Genomic DNA, 17301 nt, shown 5'->3' with positions numbered 1-17301 from the left:
AACGCCGAACTTCTGGCAGATCGGGACAAGCGCCTGTCCACAATTGACATTCGATCCAGCCGATTGACAATCCTTGCCAGCCTCGACGACAGATGCGTCCCCGTGCATCGGTCCCGGGCCGTACCGGGCCCCGGACTCCACTCATCCCTCACCAGAAGGTGCGGGTTCCGAAGCATGCGAATGCGGGGTCCCGGGTCACCAGCGTGGCGGACTCGAGTTCGCTTTGCGCCGCCAGCATCCGGTCGAACGGATCCCGATGCGCAACCTCGTAGCTGCCCGCCCGGATGCAGTGGAAATGCGTCATCGGCAGATGGGTGAATCCGTCGGCGGCAACGAGTTCGCCGAAGCGGCTGACTGCCCCGGCGGCCTCGGCGAGCTTCCCGAGCCGGTGCTTGGTCGCGATTTCCCAGGCGCTGGCTGCGCTGACCAGGATGAGGTTGCGCTCGTCGGCAATCGCGTCCCGTGCGGAGCCGGGCAGCCGCGGATCGTCGGTGAACCACCACAGCAGGGCGTGGGTATCGAGCAGCAGCCGCATCACCGCTCCCAGGCGTCCAGCTCTTCGTCGGGAAGCGGTTCGAAGAACTCGTCGCCGATCCGCCCGGCGAGCCGTCCCGGCTGTCTTCGCGAAGCAGGCTGGGCAAGCGGCATCAAGCGCGCATACGGCTTGCCCGCCTTGGCGAGAATGATCTCCTGCCCAGCGTGCGCCTGCTCCAGCAGACGCGAGAACTGGGTCTTCGCTTCGTGGACATTGACGATGAGCGTCATCGCACCGCCTCATGGACTAAATCAATGGACTAAGTCTAGCAGACATCCATGTCTGGATATCCGGTCCGTGCCCACGCCCGAACCCACGCATGCGGCCCGATCCGGCAGAATCCCCCTCCAGGCGTCAGCCAGGGGCCGGCGGATACGGCCGGGCGGACGCGACAACTTGCGAGAGAACCGAATTGAGCATGCGGGAGCGGCTGGCGGTATTGCAGGAGCGGGATTTCCTGTTCTTCCTGAGCGCGAAGATCCTGGTCACGCTGGCAGCCGAGATGGTCAGCGTCGCGGTGGGGATGCAGGTTTATGAACTGACCGGCGACCTGCTCGCGCTCGGCCTGGTCGGGCTGGCGCAGTTCGCGCCCTTCGTGGTGTTGATCCTGCCGGCGGGGCAGGTCGCCGACCGCAAGGAGCGCAGCCGCATCATCACCTTCTGTTTTGCGCTGCAGGGCCTGGCCTCGGCCGCTCTCCTGGGCATCACGCTCGCCGGCCTGCACGAGGTGGGCCTGATCTACGCCGTGCTGGTCCTGCTCGGCTGTGCCCGGGCCTTCATGATGCCGGCAAGCCAGGCGGTGCTGATCAACCTGGTGTCGGCGCCGCGGTTCGCCCAGGCGCTGGCGCTACATTCGTCGTCCTTCCACGTCGCGGTGATCGCCGGTCCGGTGCTTGGCGGCGTGGTCTATCTGGGCGGGCCGCATGCGGTCTACGTTGCGTCGACGACCTTGTTCGCCAGCGCGGTGCTGTTGATGAGCCGGGTGCGCAGCGGCAGGCGCCATGCCGCCGGGCAGGCGGACGGACGCGATGCCGGCGCGGTGTTCGAGGGGCTGCGCTTCGTGTTCTCGCGCCCGATCGTGCTGGGGGCGATCTCGCTCGATCTGTTCGCGGTGCTGTTCGGCAGTGCGGTGGCCCTGATGCCGGCGATGGCGCGCGACGTGCTGCAGGTGGACGCCGCCGGGCTGGGCCTGCTGCGCGCGGCGCCGGCCGTGGGTGCGGCATTCGCCGCAGCGGCGCTGGTGTGGCGGCCGATCCGCCGCCACGTGGGGCGCTGGATGTTCGGTGGCGTGGCGGTGTTCGGCGCGTCGATGGCGCTCTTCGGCCTGTCGGCCAGCCTGCCGCTGTCGATCGCGCTGCTCGCCGTGGGTGGCGCGGGCGACATGGTCAGCGTCTATGTGCGCCAGATCCTGGTGCAGCACGAAACGCCGGACGAGATCCGGGGGCGGGTCAGCGCGGTGAATTCGGTGTTCATCGGCGCCTCGAACCAGCTCGGCGACTTCGAGTCGGGCGTGGCCGCCCGTCTGCTCGGGCTGGTGCCGGCGGTGATATTCGGCGGCGCGGCGACGCTGGCCGTGGGCGGCATCTGGATGAAGCTGTTTCCGCTGCTGGCGCGGACGGATGCGTTTCCGCACCTGCAGCCGGCGGCAGGGCAGGACGGCGGGAAGCAGGGCGAATCGCTGCCGGCATGACCGGCCGGTGCATCACCCTGCCTGCGCACGGCGAGGCGCCCGATCCGCGCCTGCCCCCGAAACCGCCCTTGCGCCATCCCGCCGCGCCACCGGCACGGCAGGCCGGCATCAGACCCCGTAATACCCCCGGTACCACGCCACGAACCGCCCCACGCCGTCCTCCACGCTGGTCGCCGGGGCGAAGCCGGTCCAGGCGTTGAGTTCGGCCGTGTCGGCGTAGGTGGCGGGCACGTCGCCGTCCTGCAGCGGCAGGAAGTTCTTCTCGGCGGTCTTGCCGAGGGATTTCTCGATGGCGGCGATGAACGCCATCAGTTCCACCGGGTCGTGGTTGCCGATGTTGAAGACGCGGAAGGGCACGTTGCTGCGGCCGGGGTCGGGCCGGTCGGCGTCGAAGCCGGGGTCGGGTTCGGCGACGCGGTCCATGGTGCGGATCACGCCTTCGACGATGTCGTCGATGAAGGTGAAGTCGCGCTTCATCCTGCCGTGGTTGAAGACGTCGATGGCGCGGCCTTCGAGGATGGCCTTGGTGAACAGGAACAGCGCCATGTCCGGCCGGCCCCACGGGCCATACACGGTGAAGAAGCGCAGGCCGGTGGTGGGCAGGCCGTAGAGGTGGCTGTAGGTGTGCGCCATCAGCTCGTTGGCCTTCTTGGTGGCGGCGTACAGGCTGACGGGGTGGTCGACGCTGTCGTGCTCCGAGAACGGCATCCTGGTGTTGCCGCCATACACGCTGGAACTCGATGCATACACGAGGTGCTGCACCTCGTTGTGGCGGCAGCCTTCGAGGATATTGGTGAAGCCGACGAGGTTGCTGTCGACGTAGGCGTGCGGATTCTGCAGCGAGTAGCGCACGCCGGCCTGGGCGGCGAGGTGGATCACGCGGTCGAACTTCTCCGCGGCGAACAGGCCCTCCATGCCGGCGCGGTCGGCGACGTCCATCCTGACGAAGCGGAAACCCCCGTTCGGCGTGAGGCGGGCGAGGCGCGCCTCTTTCAGCGTGGGATCGTAATAATCGTTGAGGTTGTCGAGTCCGACCACTTCGTCGCCGCGGGCGAGCAGACGTTCGGAGGTGTGCATGCCGATGAAGCCGGCAGCGCCGGTAACGAGAATCTTCATGGAAGTCCGGGGGTTGGTTGCTTTGCGCGATTATCGCATGCGTACCCGCAGCTTTTCGTGCAAGGCTGGGCACCGCGCCATCGGTAAACGACGTTCTCCGGCCGCCGCCCCTATAATCCGCTTGCCCGACTCCACCCCGCCCGATGCTGACCCGCCTGCCCTATTCGCTGCTCTGGCTCTTCGTACTGCCGCTCGCCCTGCTGCGCCTGGTGTGGCGCGCCCGGCGCCAGCCGGGCTACCTGAAGCACGTCGGCGAACGTCTCGGGCGCTACACCGTGCGGGCGCCGTGCCGGGTGATCTGGGTGCACGCGGTGTCGGTGGGCGAGACGCGCGCGGCCGAACCGCTGGTGCGCGCGCTGCTGCAACGCTGGCCGGAGCATTCGGTGGTGCTCACGCACATGACGCCCACCGGGCGCGAGACGTCGAAGGCGCTGTTCGGCGGCGAATCCCGCGTGCTGCGGGTGTATCTGCCATACGACCTCGGCTGCTTCGTGCACAGCTTCCTGCGCCATTTCCGCCCCGTGTTCGGCGTGATCATGGAGACCGAACTGTGGCCGAACCTGCTTGCGGCCTGCCGCAGGCGGCGCATCCCGGTGATGCTGGCCAACGCCCGCCTGTCGGAACGCTCCGCCCGCCGCTACGCCCGCCTGCCGGCGCTCACCGGCCTGACGATGAAGGCCCTGTCGGCGATCGGCGCGCAGACGGCGGCCGACGCCGCGCGGCTGTCCGGGCTGGGCGCGGAGCGCGTGACCATCACCGGCAACATCAAGTTCGACATCGCGCCGCCGCCCGGCATGCCTGAACTGGCGCGCGCCTTCCGCGAGCGCTTCGGCACGCGCCCGGTGCTGCTCGCCGCCAGCACGCGCGAAGGCGAGGAAGGCCCGCTGCTGGATGCCTTCGCCCGCCTCGCACCGCCCGACGTGCTGCTCGCCCTGGTGCCGCGCCATCCGCAGCGTTTCGACGCGGTCGCCGGGCTGGTCCACGCGCGCGGCCTGGCCCTGCAGCGGCGCTCGGACGAGGCGCCGGTGGCGGCGGACACCCGCGTCTGGCTGGGCGATTCGATGGGCGAGATGTTCGCCTACTACGCGGCCGCCGACGCCGCGCTGATCGGCGGTAGCTGGTTACCGCTGGGCGGGCAGAACCTGATAGAAGCCTGCGCGGTCGGCACGCCGGTCATCGCCGGCCCGCACACGTTCAACTTCCAGCTCGTGGCGGAACAGGCGGTCGCCGCCGGCGCCGCGCAGCGCGCGCACGACATCGGCGACGGCATGGCACAGGCGCTGGAACTGCTGCGCGACACCGGCGCGCGCGCAGCGATGGCCGCCGCGGGCCTGCGCTTCGCCGAGGCGCACCGCGGCGCCACGCAGCGGTCGATCGAGGTCATAGAGCGCTTGAAGCCGGCGGGCTGAGCAAGCGTGTCACCCGTCCAGCGGTCGGAGTCGCTGCGACGGCCGTTCGACGAATGCGCAGGATGGCGTTGAGTTGGTTCTCGCGCTTGCCGGCGCTCACCAGCCGCAGGCGGAACCGGCGGATCGCCGCGCTGCCCGTCCCCGGCCCGCGCCGGGAGGCAGTCCGCTCCCTTACTGCGTCAGCAGGGCATTGATCGCCTGCACGTCCGCCTCGCCCAGCGTGCCGGCGGCGGCCTTCAGGCGCAGTTGCGCGAGCAGCGTGTCGTAGCGCGCGCGGGCGAGCCGCTGCAGGGTGTCGGCAAGCTGGCTCTGGGCGTTCAGCACGTCGATGTTGATCCGCACCCCGACTTCGTAGCCGAGCTTGTTGGCTTCCAGCGCCGAGGTGGACGACACCCTGGCCGCCTCGAGCGCCGTCACCTGCGCCAGCCCGCTGGTGACGCCCAGCCACGACTGGCGGGCGGCGAGCGCGGCGCTGCGGCGTGCATCCTCGAGATCGGAGTCCGCCTTCATGCGCAGCGCGGCCGCCTCGCGGCTGACCGACGACGTGCGTCCGCCGGAATACAGCGGCAGGTTGAGCTGCAGGCCGATGGTGGTCGACTCGGAGCGGTCGGTGGTGATCGCCGGCCGGTTGTTGAGGCCATGCGTGGCGACGATGTCGACCGTGGGCAGGTGGCCCGCCTGCGCGCGCTCGACTTCGCGCGCCGCGATCTCGCGCACGAGCTGCTGCGCCTGCACGCTCAGGCTGCCGGCTTCGGCCGCGCTCACCCAGTCGGCGATGTCGTCGGGCTGCGGCCGCTGCAGCGCGACGCCGGGGCGTAGCGTGGCGAGGGGCTCGGGCTGCTTGCCGATGATCTGGGCCAGCGTCTGGCGCGCGACCTCGAGCTGGTTCTGCGCCGCGATCTCCTGCGCCACCGCCAGGTCGTAGCGCGACTGCGCCTCATGGACGTCGGTGATGGTGACGGTGCCGACCTCGAAGCTGGCATTGGCGAGCTGGCGCTGCTCGGCGGCGGCGGCGCGCAACTGCGTGACCGCCGCGAGCGCGTCCTGCGCGTTGAGCACGTTGAAGTAGGCATCCGCCACCCTCAGCACGAGGTCCTGCTGCGCGATGCCGAACTGGCTGTCGGCCAGCGCGGTCTGCAATCCGCCCTGCTTGTATTCCACCCAGTTCTGCCAGCGGAACAGCGGCTGGGTCAGTTGCACCGAATAGCCGTTACTGTTGTAGTCGCGGTCGATGCGGCCCTGGCCGGTGCGCGTCTCGGCTTGGTTCCAGGTGGTGCTGGCGGCGGCACCGATCTGCGGCAGCAGGCCCGACAGCCCCTGCACGACCTTTTCCTGCCCCGCTTCGCGCTGCGCGCGCGCGGCGGCGAACCTGGCGTCATTGGCGAGCGCGTCGCGATAGATCTGCATCAGGTCGGCGGCCGGTGCCCCTGAGGAAAACAGCCCTGCCAGGCAGATCGCCATCACTCGCTTCATTGCATGCTCTCCGCAAGACCCGCTTCGGGAACTCAGTACTGGGGCATGCGCGGATCGACCTGCGCAGCCCAGCCGGCGACGCCGCCGGCAAGGTTGATCACCCTGGCGTGGCCCTGCCGCGCCAGGAACATGCACACCTGCGCGCTGCGCCCGCCGTGGTGGCAGATCACAACGGTTTCACGCTCGGGATCGAGTTCGCCCAGGCGCGCGGGCACCGAGGCCATCGGCATCGGCACCGAGCCCTCGATGTGGCAGATGTCGAACTCCCACGGCTCGCGCACGTCGAGCAGCAGCGGCGCGGGCTGCCGGTCGTCGGCGAGCCGGGCGGCGAGCTGGGCGGGGCTGATCTGCTGCATGGGTCCTCAGAAGCGGAAAGTCTCGCGCCGCGGTGCGTGCTTGAGCATGGGCACGACGGTCTCGAAGATGTCTTCGGTGCGGAAGCGCCCTTCGGCCTCGCAGGTGACCAGGCGCGCCTTCATGACCGGCGCCTCGCCGACGAAGGCGAACAGGCGGCCGCCGACCTTGAGCTGTTCGAGCAGCGCCTGCGGCAGGAACGGCAGGCCGCCGGAGACGACGATCACGTCGTAGGGCGCGCGGCTGGCCCAGCCCTGGACGCCGTCGCCTTCCTCGACGATCACGTTGTCCACCTTGTTGCGCGACAGGTTGGCGCTGGCCAGGCGGACCAGTTCGGGCTCGATCTCGATCGAGCGCACCCACTCGGTCCGCGCCGCCAGCAGCGCGGCGAAGAAGCCCGAGCCGGTGCCGATCTCGAGCACCGAATCGGCGCGGTTGAGCTGCAGCGCCTGCAGGACCTTGCCCTCGATCACCGGCTTGAGCATCACCTGGCCACAGCCGATGGGGATCTCGACGTCGGCAAAGGCCAGGGCACGCGCATGCTCGGGCACGAACTCCTCGCGCTTCACCGTCATCAGGAGGTCGAGCACGTCCGGGTCCAGCACCTCCCAGGTGCGGATCTGCTGCTCGACCATGTTGAAACGCGCTTTTTCGAAGTTCATCGGGCACTCCCTGGCGAAATATTAGCACACGCTTATTTTCAAAGCGTCGTCCATCGGCAAAACCGCGTCATTCTAGCTCAGTTGCTGCACTGCGATCCTCGCCGGGCACGGCGCCGGGCGGCTTCACGCGGTACCACGCGGCGTAGAGCGCGGGCAGGAAGAGCATGGTCAGCACGGTGGCCACCGTCAGCCCGCCCATGATCGCCACCGCCATCGGCCCGAAGAAGGCGCTGCGCGACAGCGGAATCATCGCCAGGATGGCCGCCGCGGCGGTCAGCATGATGGGCCGGAAGCGGCGCACGGTGGATTCGACGATGGCGTCCCACGGCGTGCGCCCCGCCGTCAGGTCCTGCTCGATCTGGTCCACCAGGATCACCGAGTTGCGCATGATCATGCCCGACAGCGCGATGGTGCCGAGCATCGCCACGAAGCCGAAGGGCTTGTTGAACGCGAGCAGGAACAGGGTGACGCCTATCATGCCCAGCGGCGCCGTCAACACCACCATCAGCGTGCGCGAGAAACTTTGCAGTTGCACCAGCAGCACGCTCAGCACGACGAGCACGAACAGCGGCACGCCGGCCGCCACCGAGCTGCCGCCCTTGCCGCTTTCCTCCACCGCGCCGCCCACCTCGATGTGGTAGCCGAGCGGCAGCGCCCGGCCGATGGCGTCGATCTGCGGCGCGAGCCCGCCGACGATCTCCGCCGGCTGCGTCGCGCCGTACAGGGTGGCGCGCACGGTGACCGTCGGCAGGCGGTTGCGCCGCCAGATCACGCCCTCTTCGAAGCCGTATTCGGCGGTGGCGACCTGGGCCAGCGGCACGCTGCGCCCGCCCGCTACCGGCAGCGCGAGATCCGGCAGCAGGCCCAGATGCACGCGCTCCGGCTCGGCGCCGCGCAGCACCACCGCGATCGTCTCGGTCCCCTCGCGGAACTGCGTCACCGTCACGCCCTGCAGCGAGGTGGCCAGCAGGTTGGCGATGTCCTGGCTGGACACGCCGAGCAGCCGCGCCTTGTGCTGGTCTATCTTCAGGCGCACCACCTTGGAGGGCTCTTCCCAATCCAGGTGCACGTTCGACAGCCGCGCGTCGGCACGCAGTTCGTCGGCCAGCCGGTGGGCGATGCGGCGCAGTTCGGCGAAGTCCGGCCCGCTCACACGGTACTGCACCGGGAAGCCGACCGGCGGGCCGTTCTCCAGCCGCACCACCGTGCCCAGCAGCGGCCAGGGCTCGTCGGCGAACAGGCGGATCAGCTTCGCGCGCAGCGCCTCGCGCTCGGCCACGCCTTCGGTGAGGATGACGAACTGCCCGAAATTGGCCTGCGCCAGTTGCTGGTCCAGCGGCAGGTAGAAGCGCGGGCTGCCGGTCCCCAGCCAGGCGACGTAGTTGGCGATGCCGTCCTGCCCGTCGAGAAAGCGTTCCAGCCGCCGCACCGACGCCTCGGTGGCCTGGTGCGAGGTGCCCTCGGCAAGGCGCAGGTCGACGATCAGCTCGGGCCGGGTGGAATCCGGAAAGAACTGCTGCGGCACGAAGCGCCCGAACACCGCGAGCGATGCGACAAAGGCCGCCAGCGTCAGCCCGACGACGATCCAGCGGTGGAGCACGCACCAGTTCACCAGCGTGCGGAACCGGGTATAGAACCGCGTGTGGTAGATCGCGTATTCGTCGTGCGGGTCCTGCGCATGCACGGCACGCTCGGCCATGCGCCGGCCGAGTCCGGGGAAGACGCGCCCGACCAGCCGCGCCAGCAGGGACGGCTTGCCGGCGTTGGCGCGGAAGTCGGGCAGCAGGTAGTAGCCCAGGTAGGGCACGAACAGCACCGCCGCCACCCAGGACACCAGCAGCGCGATCACCGTCACCTGGAAGATCGAGCGGGTGTATTCGCCGGTGGACGAGGCGGCGGTGGCGATGGGCAGGAAGCCCGCCGCGGTGACCAGCGTGCCGGAGAGCATCGGCATCGCGGTCGACGTCCAGGCATGGCTCGCCGCACGCACGCGGCTCCAGCTCTCTTCCATCTTCGTCGCCATCATCTCGACGGCGATGATGGCGTCGTCCACGAGCAGGCCCAGCGCCAGGATCAGCGCACCGAGCGAGATCTTGTGCAGGCCGATGCCGAACAGATGCATGAACAGGAAGGTGATCGCCAGCACCACCGGGATCACGATCAGCACCACCACGCCGGTGCGGAACCCCAGCGACATCAGGCTGACCGCCATGACGATGATCACCGCCTCGGCCAGCACGCGCACGAACTCCGACACCGAACGGCTAACCGCATGCGGCTGGTCGGCGACGCGCTCGAAGCGGATGCCCGCCGGCAACTGGCTTTCGATCTTCGCCACCGCCGCATCGAGGTTGCCGCCCAGCGCCACGATGTCGCCGCCGGCGCGCATCGACACGCCGATGCCGAAGGCATCCTCGCCCATGAAGCGCATGCGCTCGGCCGGCGGGTCGGCGTAGCCGCGGCGCACCTGCGCGACGTCGCCGAGGCGGAACTCGCGTCCGCGCGCGCGGACGACCGTGTCGCGGATCGCGTCCAGGTCCTCGAACTGGCCGCTCGGACGCAGCCAGATGCGCTCGGCCGAGGTCTCGAAGAAGCCCGCTCCGGTCTCGGCGTTCTGCGCCGACAGCGCGGCGACGATGTCGGTGAGCTGCAGGCCGAAGGTGGCAAGCTTGGCGTTCGACAGCTCGATGTACACCCGCTGCGCCTGCTCGCCGAAGAAGCTGACCTTGGCGACGTCCTTCACCCGCAGCAGTTCGCTGCGGATCGCCTCGGCATGGCGCTTGAGTTCGGCATGCGACACGCCTTCGCCGACGAGCGCGAAGATATTGCCGTAGGTGTCGCCGAATTCGTCGTTGAAGAAGGGACCGCGCACGCCGGCGGGCAGCGTGTAGGTGATGTCGCCGATCTTCTTGCGCGCCTGGTACCACACCTCGGGCATCTCTTTGGACGGCGTCGAGTCGCGGGTGACCACGAAGACCATGGATTCACCCGGCCGCGAGAAGCTGCGCACCACGTCGATCTGGGGGATCTCCTGCAGCTTCTTCTCGATCTTGTCGGTCACCTGCAGTTCGATCTCGCGCGCCGACGCGCCCGGCCACTCGGCGCGCACCACCATGATCTTGAAGGTGAAGGGCGGGTCCTCCGACTGGCCGAGATGGGTGTACGCGACGAGCCCGATCAGCGTGGACACGAGCATCAGGTAGAGCACCAGCGAGCGGTGCGCGAGCCCCCATTCGGACAGGTTGAACCCGCCGCCGCCCGGCTGCTGGTCGGCGCTCATCGCTCGACGTCCAGCGCCACCGGCGCGCCCTCTTCCACCGGCCGCACCGGCGCGCCCTCCACGAGCCGATGCACGCCGGCCACCACCACCCGCGCATCTGCCGGCAGGCCGCCGCGCACGAGCACGCCGTCCTCGCGCCAGCCGCCGACCTCCACCGCCACCATGCGCGCCTTGTCGCCGGCGTCGACCACCCATGCCTGCGCGCGGTCGCCGACCCGCGTCACCGCCGGCAGCGGCAGCAGCACCCCTTCCTGATCCGCGGCTTCGAAGCTCACGCCGGCGGTCGCTCCGAGCGGAAGCGCGTCGTCGGCGCCCGGCACGCTGACGCGCAAGGCATAGGTCCGCGTCGCGCTGTCGGCCGCCGGCGCGACCTCGCGCACGCGCGCGGCATAGGAACGGTCGGCCGCCATCCACGGCCGCACGGTGGCCGCGCCGCCGGGTGCGAAGCCGCGCACGCGGTTCTCGGGCACGTGGATCAGCACCTCGCGCTCGCCCGGCTGCGCCACGCGCACCACCGGCTGCCCGGCCGCCACGACCTGGCCGGGCTCGGCGAGCACGCTCGTCACCACGCCGTCGGCATCGGCCAGCAGGCGGGTGTAGTCCGCCTGGTTGAGCGCGGTCGCGGCCTGCGCGCGCGCCTGGCGCAGCCTCGCCTGGGCCGCCTGCAGTGCGGTGCGGCGCGTATCCAGCGCCGAATCGCTGATGAAGTTGCGCGTGCGAAGTTCGCTCGCGCGCTTGAACTCGGCCTCGGCCAGCGCGAGGTCGGCCGCCGCGGCCGCCTCGGCAGCGGCGGCGGCACCCGCGGCAAGGCGGGCATCCTGCGGGTCCAGCAGGGCGAGGACCTCGCCGGCCCTGACCCGCGCGCCGACGTCTGCCCGGCGCTGCAGGATCTTGCCGCCGATGCGAAAGCCCAGATCCGTCTCGATGCGGGCGCGCACCTCGCCGGTGTAGACCTGCACACCCGCCGCGACCTGCGCCTTGTCCATGCTGCGCACCAGCACCGCCAGCGGCGGCGCGGCCTCCTCCGGCGGACGCGAGCAACCGCCGAACGCGGCGCCCGCGGCAACCACGATGATCCATCCACGCATGTTCATCCACCCACTCCGGTATCGGAAACCGGGGCGACGCCGGTCGCCCCTGCGCCGCTTCGGCGGCGACGGGGTGAGTTTACCCGCCCGCGGCGCCGGCGGGCACGCGGACGGAATGTTCCTTCAGCGGGATTCGAGCACGAGCCGGCCGTTGGACGGCTGGAAAGGGCGGCTGTTGGGCGGATACAGGCGGGCGAAGGCCGCGAGCTGATCGGCGGACATCGGCGCCGGCTGCTTCATCACCACCCACAGCACGCCTTCGGTGCAGGGCGGCTCCGGCAGCGAGCCGCTGTACAGATAGTGCGCCGGGCTGGCCGGCAGCAGCGCGGAAAGATCGATCGGCGCGGCCGGTGCATGGCTGCGCCCCTTGTCGAGCGGCAGGTTGTTCAACAGCATCTGCAGCACGGCATTGCCCTGTTCGCCCGCCGCCAGCGGCACCGCCAGCATGGCGGGATTGCCGTCGGCGTCGCGGTGCCGCAGATGCGCCACCATGTCCTGCGCCGGCGCGGCGCCGCGGTCCTGGGCGGGACGGTGCAGGGTCAGGTATTCCAGCAGGTAGCGCCGGCCGCGCACCTCCATGCTCATCGTCTCGTCCAGATCGACCCGGAGCATGGTGCCGGTGTCGGTGACGCGAAAGCGCGACGGACGATAGTCGAACTTCACCGGCTCGAGTTCGACGCCCACGCCGTCCCGCAGATCGATCGGCGACTGCCGCGTTCCCAGCGTGCACACCTGCCACTCGGGGCGCAGGCGGCCCCATTGGTCCGGCCCGGTCTCGCCCTGGTAGCTCCATTGCGCCGCGCCCGCAGCACGCGTGCCGTCCTGCGCCCGGACGGGCACCGGCCTGGATGCGGCGGCCGCGGTACGGTGCAGCGACAGCGCGGCGAAGGCGGCCTCGTCGAGCGCATGCCGTTCGCGCACCGGCGCGGCCGCCGGGCGGGGCCTGGCCGCGGCGGGCGGCACCGGCTTCGGCTCGCCGGCCGGCCGGCCGGCCGCGGCCACCGGCGGTTTCGGTTCCGGCCTGGCCGTGCCCGCGACGTCCGCCTTCGTGTCCGGCGCGCGCTCGGGCGGCGGCGCCAGGTCGAGCCTGGGCAGGGGCGGCGCGATGGCGGCCTGCGGCGGCTCCGCGCCGGCGGGCTTGATGTCGCCGCTGCGCAACTGCGCGGCCGCGGCGTCGCGGGCGGGGATCGGCGCCGGCCGCGCCGCCGGATCGGTGCGCGGAATCGGCTCGGGCCTGGCCTGCGCCATCGGCCCGGGCCTGGGCGCGGAGCCGGCCGCGGCCGCCTGCGGCGGCTTCGCCTCGGGCGGACGCGCAGTCTTCCCCGCCTCCAGCGCCCCGGCGGTGGCCTTGACCGCCTCGTCGGCGATCTTCTCGAGGTCCTTGGCCGTGGGCGGACGGCAGACCTCGCGCCACAGGCGCTCGTCGACCGAGTTGCGCGCCACCAGCATCGGCGCCTGCTCGGCGACCGCTTCCTCGCGCAGGATCTGCTCGCTGGCATCCAGATAGACGCGCTTGACCGTGAGGAAGCTGCGGTTCATGCAGTCGTAGCGGTTCAGCGCCTTGATCGTGGCATAGCCGGCGGTCGCCGCCTCCTCCGACGCCAGCACCACCCTCGCCCACGACACCTTGGTGCCGCGGTCGGAATTGAAGATGCTGGCACGGTCGATCTCGACCTGGCGGTTGCGGTCGCGGACCACCATCTGCCAGTCGGCGGCGCACAGCGGCAGCGCGGCGGGCAACAGCAGCAGGGCGGCAAACAGGCGGGCGGGTTTCATCGGGTCGCAAAGGCTCGGTGCGCTATCGGTCATTTTGACGGCAGGCACCGCCGAATCTTGAGCCGCCCGCCGCGCCGCCCGTGACTTCGGTCACCTTGCTAGGCCGGAACGCTTCCAGTATCGTTCCTCCTCGCCGTTAGGGGTGCCCGCCGCGTCTGCGGGCTGAGAGAAACCCTTGGAACCTGATCCGGCTCGCACCGGCGTAGGGAAACGTGTCCATGAGTCGTCCTGCCAGTCATCCGTCCGCTGCCGCTTCCGGCACGGCCTCAAGTGCCGTTTCCGGCATTCCGAACGTGGTTTCCATCGCCGGCGTCGATCCGTCCGGCGGTGCCGGCGTGCTCGCCGACCTGAAGACCTTCTCCGCGCTCGGCGCCTACGGCTGCGGCGTCGTCGCCGCGCTCACCGCGCAGAACACCCGCGCCGTCACCGGCGTGCACGTCCCGCCCACCGGCTTCCTGCGCCTGCAGATCGACACGCTGTTCGCCGACGTCGCGCTGCATGCGACCAAGATCGGCATGCTCGGCAACGCCGAGGTCACCGCCGCCGTCGCCGACCGCCTGGCGCACTGGAAGGCGGCCAACGTCGTGCTGGACCCGGTGATGGCCGCCAAGAGCGGCGACAGCCTGCTGGCCGGGAGCGCGATCGCGATGATGCGCGAGGCGCTGTTCCCGCAGACGTTCCTGATCACCCCGAACCTGCCCGAGGCCGGCGTGCTGCTCGAGCGGCGCGCGCCGGACACGGTCAAGGAGATGTACCGCGCCGCCGAGCGCCTGCGCGAACTGCTGCCGCTGTCCTCCGAGCGCTGGGTGCTGCTCAAGGGCGGCCACCTGCCCGGCGACGAAGTGGTCGACCTGCTGTTCGACGGCGACCGCATGGTCGAGCTGCCGGCACCGCGCATCGACACCCGCAACACCCACGGCACCGGCTGCTCGCTGAGTTCGGCCGTGGCCGCGCTGCTGCCGCGGACGGCCGGCGCGCACGTCCTGCGCCCGGTCGAGGCGGCGGTGCGCCAGGCCCGCCAGTGGCTGCTGGGCGCGATCGCGCATGCCGGCGAACTCGCCGTCGGCAGCGGCCATGGCCCGGTGCACCACTTCCACGCGCTGTGGCGCAGGCAGCCCGACCCGCAGTAGGGCCGGCCACCATCCCCTCACCACCCCACCGGCGGGCCGCGGCCCGCCCGACGACCATACCGCCCCACGGAGACACCGCCCATGAACGCCAACGACAAATTCATCGCTGCCAAGGCGCACGTCGATGAAGCCGCCATCGCGCCGCTGCCCAATTCGCGCAAGATCCACGTCGAGGGTTCGCGCCCCGACATCCGCGTACCGATGCGCGAGATCAGCCAGAGCGACACGCCGGCCTCGTTCGGCGCCGAGCCCAATCCGCCGATCTTCGTCTACGACTGTTCCGGCCCCTACACCGATCCGGCGGCCAGGATCGACATCCGCTCCGGCCTGCCGGCGCTGCGCCAGAAGTGGATCGAGGAACGCGGCGACACCGAGGTGCTGGCCGACCTCTCGTCCGAGTACGGCCGCATGCGCGCCGCCGACGAAAGGCTCGACGAGCTGCGTTTTCCCGGCCTGCACCGCAAGCCGCGCCGCGCCAGGGCCGGCGCCAATGTCACCCAGATGCACTACGCGCGCCGGGGCATCGTCACGCCCGAGATGGAGTTCATCGCCATCCGCGAGAACCTGCAGCGCCGGCAGTACATGGAGTCGCTGCAGGCGGCCGGCCCCACCGGCGCCAGGATGGCGGCGATGCTGCTGCGCCAGCATCCGGGGCAGAGCTTCGGCGCCGGCATCCCGGCCGAGATCACGCCCGAGTTCGTGCGCAGCGAGGTCGCCCGCGGCCGCGCCATCATCCCGAGCAACATCAACCACCCCGAGTCCGAGCCGATGATCATCGGCCGCAACTTCCTGGTGAAGATCAACGCCAACATCGGCAACTCGGCCGTCACCTCCTCCATCGCCGAAGAGGTCGACAAGATGACCTGGTCCATCCGCTGGGGCGGCGACACGGTGATGGACCTCTCCACCGGCAAGAACATCCACGAGACGCGCGAGTGGATCATCCGCAACAGCCCGGTGCCCATCGGCACGGTGCCGATCTACCAGGCGCTGGAGAAGGTCGACGGCAAGGCCGAGGAACTGACCTGGGAAATCTTCCGCGACACGCTGATCGAGCAGGCCGAGCAGGGCGTGGACTACTTCACCATCCACGCCGGCGTGCTGCTGCGCTACATCCCGCTGACCGCCAACCGCATGACCGGCATCGTCAGCCGCGGCGGCTCCATCATGGCCAAGTGGTGCCTGGCGCATCACGAGGAGAGCTTCCTCTACACCCGCTTCGAGGACATCTGCGAAATCATGAAGGCCTACGACGTGGCCTTCAGCCTGGGCGACGGCCTGCGCCCCGGCTCGATCTACGACGCCAACGACGAGGCGCAACTCGGCGAGCTGAAGACCCTGGGCGAACTCACCGACATCGCCTGGAAGCACGACGTGCAGGTGATGATCGAAGGCCCGGGCCACGTGCCGCTGCACATGATCAGGGAGAACATGGATCTCCAGCTCGAACAGTGCAAGGAAGCGCCCTTCTACACCCTGGGGCCGCTCACCACCGACATCGCGCCGGGCTACGACCACATCACCAGCGGCATCGGCGCCGCCACCATCGGCTGGTACGGCACCGCGATGCTGTGCTACGTGACGCCCAAGGAGCACCTCGGCCTGCCCAACAAGCAGGACGTCAAGGAAGGCATCATCACCTACAAGCTCGCCGCCCACGCCGCCGACCTCGCCAAGGGCCACCCGGGTGCGCAGATCCGCGACAACGCCTTGAGCAAGGCGCGCTTCGAGTTCCGCTGGGAAGACCAGTTCAATCTCGGCCTGGACCCGGACAAGGCGCGCGAATTCCACGACGAGACCCTGCCCAAGGATTCGGCCAAGGTCGCCCACTTCTGCTCGATGTGCGGCCCGCACTTCTGCTCGATGAAGATCACCCAGGACGTGCGCGACTTCGCCGCATCGCAGGGCATCGGCGAGCAGGAAGCCCTGAAGAAGGGCATGGAGGTGAAGGCGGTGGAGTTCGTGAAGAGCGGCGCCGAGGTGTACCGGCAGGTGTAAGCTTCGGCCATGGACAGCACAGGGCGCCTTTCGGACCAGACCATTGCCGCCGCCGTCAAGGCGCTGGCCGAAGGCGCCCGGCCGCAGAAAATCGTGCTGTTCGGCTCTTACGCACGCGGCGATGCCAAGGCCGATTCCGACCTCGACCTGCTCGTCATCGAGGAGCGGGTCACCGACCGCGCACGCGAAATGGTCCGCCTGCGCCGCCTGCTGCGCCCCTTGCGCATCCCGGCCGATGTGCTGGTGTACTCGGCCGACGAAGTGCAGCGCTGGGGCAACCAACCGGGGGCCGCACTGTATTGGGCGCTGCAGGAAGGCAAGGTCGTGTATGGCTAAATCGGTGGCGGAACTGCTGCTCGACGCGGCTCGCGAAGATGCGAAAGCACTGCGCGCCTTGAGCGGCCTGCCGGACATTGCCGACTCCATCCCCGGTTTTCACGCCCAGCAGGCCGTCGAAAAAGCGCTCAAGGCGGTGCTTTCCGCATATGGCATCCCGTTTCGCAGGACGCACGACATCGCCGAACTGCTCGATCTGATGCATGACCAGGGTTTGCCCCCGCCCCCGTTCGCGGATTCACTGGACGAGCTGAACCCGTTTGCCGTGGAAGCGCGCTACGGCCTGATCGATCCTGGCACGCTGGACCGTGCGCAGGCTTGCGCGTGGGTCGAGCGCGTGCTCGCATGGGCGGGGACGTACGTCGCGATTCGATAGCCGGGGCCGGACGCAGGCGATGCCGCGTCTTCGGCGGCGCCTCCCTGGCGTGCCACGCTCTTGGCGAAGAGCCGCGCC

At 70.0% G+C, this 17301-nt stretch carries 15 protein-coding genes and 1 riboswitch; of the genes, 6 read left to right on the top strand and 9 right to left on the bottom strand.

Annotation, left to right across the window (positions count from 1 at the left end):
• Window positions 1-148: 148 nt before the first annotated feature.
• Window positions 149-535: a type II toxin-antitoxin system VapC family toxin gene (locus CCZ27_RS01790; RefSeq protein ID WP_096445094.1), complete on the bottom strand. Its 387-nt coding sequence runs from the start codon at window positions 533-535 to the stop codon at window positions 149-151.
• Window positions 535-765, bottom strand: a complete 231-nt coding sequence (locus CCZ27_RS01785; RefSeq protein ID WP_096445093.1) for a type II toxin-antitoxin system Phd/YefM family antitoxin — start codon at window positions 763-765, stop codon at window positions 535-537. The genes CCZ27_RS01790 and CCZ27_RS01785 overlap by 1 nt, the downstream gene beginning before the upstream one ends.
• A 188-nt stretch (window positions 766-953) precedes the next feature.
• On the opposite strand from CCZ27_RS01785, the gene CCZ27_RS01780 reads away from it, so the two are divergent.
• Entirely contained in the window at window positions 954-2225 is a 1272-nt protein-coding gene (locus tag CCZ27_RS01780) for an MFS transporter (RefSeq protein ID WP_232516530.1), read from the top strand.
• Between the two features lie 108 nt (window positions 2226-2333).
• On the opposite strand, the gene CCZ27_RS01775 is transcribed toward CCZ27_RS01780, so the two are convergent.
• Window positions 2334-3341: an NAD-dependent epimerase gene (locus CCZ27_RS01775; protein WP_096445091.1), complete on the bottom strand. Its 1008-nt coding sequence runs from the start codon at window positions 3339-3341 to the stop codon at window positions 2334-2336.
• A gap of 143 nt (window positions 3342-3484) precedes the next feature.
• On the opposite strand from CCZ27_RS01775, the gene waaA reads away from it, so the two are divergent.
• On the top strand, window positions 3485-4750 hold the full coding sequence (gene waaA, locus CCZ27_RS01770; RefSeq protein ID WP_096445090.1) for a lipid IV(A) 3-deoxy-D-manno-octulosonic acid transferase: 1266 nt from the start codon (window positions 3485-3487) through the stop codon (window positions 4748-4750).
• Between the two features lie 171 nt (window positions 4751-4921).
• Here the strand turns inward: waaA and CCZ27_RS01765 are convergent, their stop codons facing one another.
• From CCZ27_RS01765 to CCZ27_RS01740, 6 genes are all read right to left on the bottom strand, one after another.
• Complete coding sequence (locus tag CCZ27_RS01765; protein ID WP_096445089.1) at window positions 4922-6223, bottom strand: TolC family outer membrane protein; 1302 nt, start codon at window positions 6221-6223, stop codon at window positions 4922-4924.
• A gap of 32 nt (window positions 6224-6255) precedes the next feature.
• Entirely contained in the window at window positions 6256-6579 is a 324-nt protein-coding gene (locus CCZ27_RS01760; protein WP_096445088.1) for a rhodanese-like domain-containing protein, read from the bottom strand.
• 6 nt (window positions 6580-6585) lie between these two features.
• Window positions 6586-7239, bottom strand: a complete 654-nt coding sequence (locus CCZ27_RS01755) for a protein-L-isoaspartate O-methyltransferase family protein (RefSeq protein WP_096445087.1) — start codon at window positions 7237-7239, stop codon at window positions 6586-6588.
• A gap of 67 nt (window positions 7240-7306) precedes the next feature.
• Window positions 7307-10519: an efflux RND transporter permease subunit gene (locus tag CCZ27_RS01750; protein ID WP_096445086.1), complete on the bottom strand. Its 3213-nt coding sequence runs from the start codon at window positions 10517-10519 to the stop codon at window positions 7307-7309.
• Window positions 10516-11613 (bottom strand): efflux RND transporter periplasmic adaptor subunit, encoded by a 1098-nt coding sequence (locus tag CCZ27_RS01745; protein ID WP_232516529.1) that lies wholly within the window; start codon window positions 11611-11613, stop codon window positions 10516-10518. The genes CCZ27_RS01750 and CCZ27_RS01745 overlap by 4 nt, the downstream gene beginning before the upstream one ends.
• 117 nt (window positions 11614-11730) lie before the next feature.
• Window positions 11731-13383, bottom strand: a complete 1653-nt coding sequence (locus CCZ27_RS01740; RefSeq protein ID WP_096445085.1) for a surface-adhesin E family protein — start codon at window positions 13381-13383, stop codon at window positions 11731-11733.
• A gap of 128 nt (window positions 13384-13511) precedes the next feature.
• A riboswitch (TPP riboswitch) is annotated at window positions 13512-13609 on the top strand.
• Between CCZ27_RS01740 and thiD the strand changes: the two genes are divergently transcribed.
• From thiD to CCZ27_RS01720, 4 genes are all read left to right on the top strand, one after another.
• On the top strand, window positions 13602-14513 hold the full coding sequence (gene thiD / locus CCZ27_RS01735; protein WP_096445084.1) for a bifunctional hydroxymethylpyrimidine kinase/phosphomethylpyrimidine kinase: 912 nt from the start codon (window positions 13602-13604) through the stop codon (window positions 14511-14513). (Overlaps the previous riboswitch by 8 nt.)
• Before the next feature lie 81 nt (window positions 14514-14594).
• Complete coding sequence (gene thiC / locus CCZ27_RS01730; RefSeq protein ID WP_096445083.1) at window positions 14595-16511, top strand: phosphomethylpyrimidine synthase ThiC; 1917 nt, start codon at window positions 14595-14597, stop codon at window positions 16509-16511.
• A gap of 9 nt (window positions 16512-16520) precedes the next feature.
• The gene (locus CCZ27_RS01725; protein ID WP_096445082.1) at window positions 16521-16847 is read left to right on the top strand and encodes a nucleotidyltransferase domain-containing protein; all 327 of its coding nucleotides are present in this window, start codon (window positions 16521-16523) and stop codon (window positions 16845-16847) included.
• Window positions 16848-16851: 4 nt separating this feature from the next.
• Window positions 16852-17223 (top strand): HEPN domain-containing protein, encoded by a 372-nt coding sequence (locus tag CCZ27_RS01720; RefSeq protein WP_198363238.1) that lies wholly within the window; start codon window positions 16852-16854, stop codon window positions 17221-17223.
• Window positions 17224-17301: the final 78 nt, after the last annotated feature.

The sequence above is a fragment of the Thauera sp. K11 genome (genome assembly GCF_002354895.1).
In the GTDB taxonomy this organism is placed as follows: domain Bacteria; phylum Pseudomonadota; class Gammaproteobacteria; order Burkholderiales; family Rhodocyclaceae; genus Thauera; species Thauera sinica.
Note: the sequence above shows the minus strand (reverse complement) of the source record. Positions and strands in the feature narration are given on the sequence as shown.

Bases quoted from the DNA above. Each gene is read 5' to 3' on its own strand.
- CCZ27_RS01790 (WP_096445094.1), bottom strand. From the start codon at position 535: ATGCGGCTGCTGCTCGATACCCACGCCCTGCTGTGGTGGTTCACCGAC.
- CCZ27_RS01785 (WP_096445093.1), bottom strand. From the start codon at position 765: ATGACGCTCATCGTCAATGTCCACGAAGCGAAGACCCAGTTCTCGCGT.
- CCZ27_RS01780 (WP_232516530.1), top strand. From the start codon at position 954: ATGCGGGAGCGGCTGGCGGTATTGCAGGAGCGGGATTTCCTGTTCTTC.
- CCZ27_RS01775 (WP_096445091.1), bottom strand. From the start codon at position 3,341: ATGAAGATTCTCGTTACCGGCGCTGCCGGCTTCATCGGCATGCACACC.
- waaA (WP_096445090.1), top strand. From the start codon at position 3,485: ATGCTGACCCGCCTGCCCTATTCGCTGCTCTGGCTCTTCGTACTGCCG.
- CCZ27_RS01765 (WP_096445089.1), bottom strand. From the start codon at position 6,223: ATGAAGCGAGTGATGGCGATCTGCCTGGCAGGGCTGTTTTCCTCAGGG.
- CCZ27_RS01760 (WP_096445088.1), bottom strand. From the start codon at position 6,579: ATGCAGCAGATCAGCCCCGCCCAGCTCGCCGCCCGGCTCGCCGACGAC.
- CCZ27_RS01755 (WP_096445087.1), bottom strand. From the start codon at position 7,239: ATGAACTTCGAAAAAGCGCGTTTCAACATGGTCGAGCAGCAGATCCGC.
- CCZ27_RS01750 (WP_096445086.1), bottom strand. From the start codon at position 10,519: ATGAGCGCCGACCAGCAGCCGGGCGGCGGCGGGTTCAACCTGTCCGAA.
- CCZ27_RS01745 (WP_232516529.1), bottom strand. From the start codon at position 11,613: ATGAACATGCGTGGATGGATCATCGTGGTTGCCGCGGGCGCCGCGTTC.
- CCZ27_RS01740 (WP_096445085.1), bottom strand. From the start codon at position 13,383: ATGAAACCCGCCCGCCTGTTTGCCGCCCTGCTGCTGTTGCCCGCCGCG.
- thiD (WP_096445084.1), top strand. From the start codon at position 13,602: ATGAGTCGTCCTGCCAGTCATCCGTCCGCTGCCGCTTCCGGCACGGCC.
- thiC (WP_096445083.1), top strand. From the start codon at position 14,595: ATGAACGCCAACGACAAATTCATCGCTGCCAAGGCGCACGTCGATGAA.
- CCZ27_RS01725 (WP_096445082.1), top strand. From the start codon at position 16,521: ATGGACAGCACAGGGCGCCTTTCGGACCAGACCATTGCCGCCGCCGTC.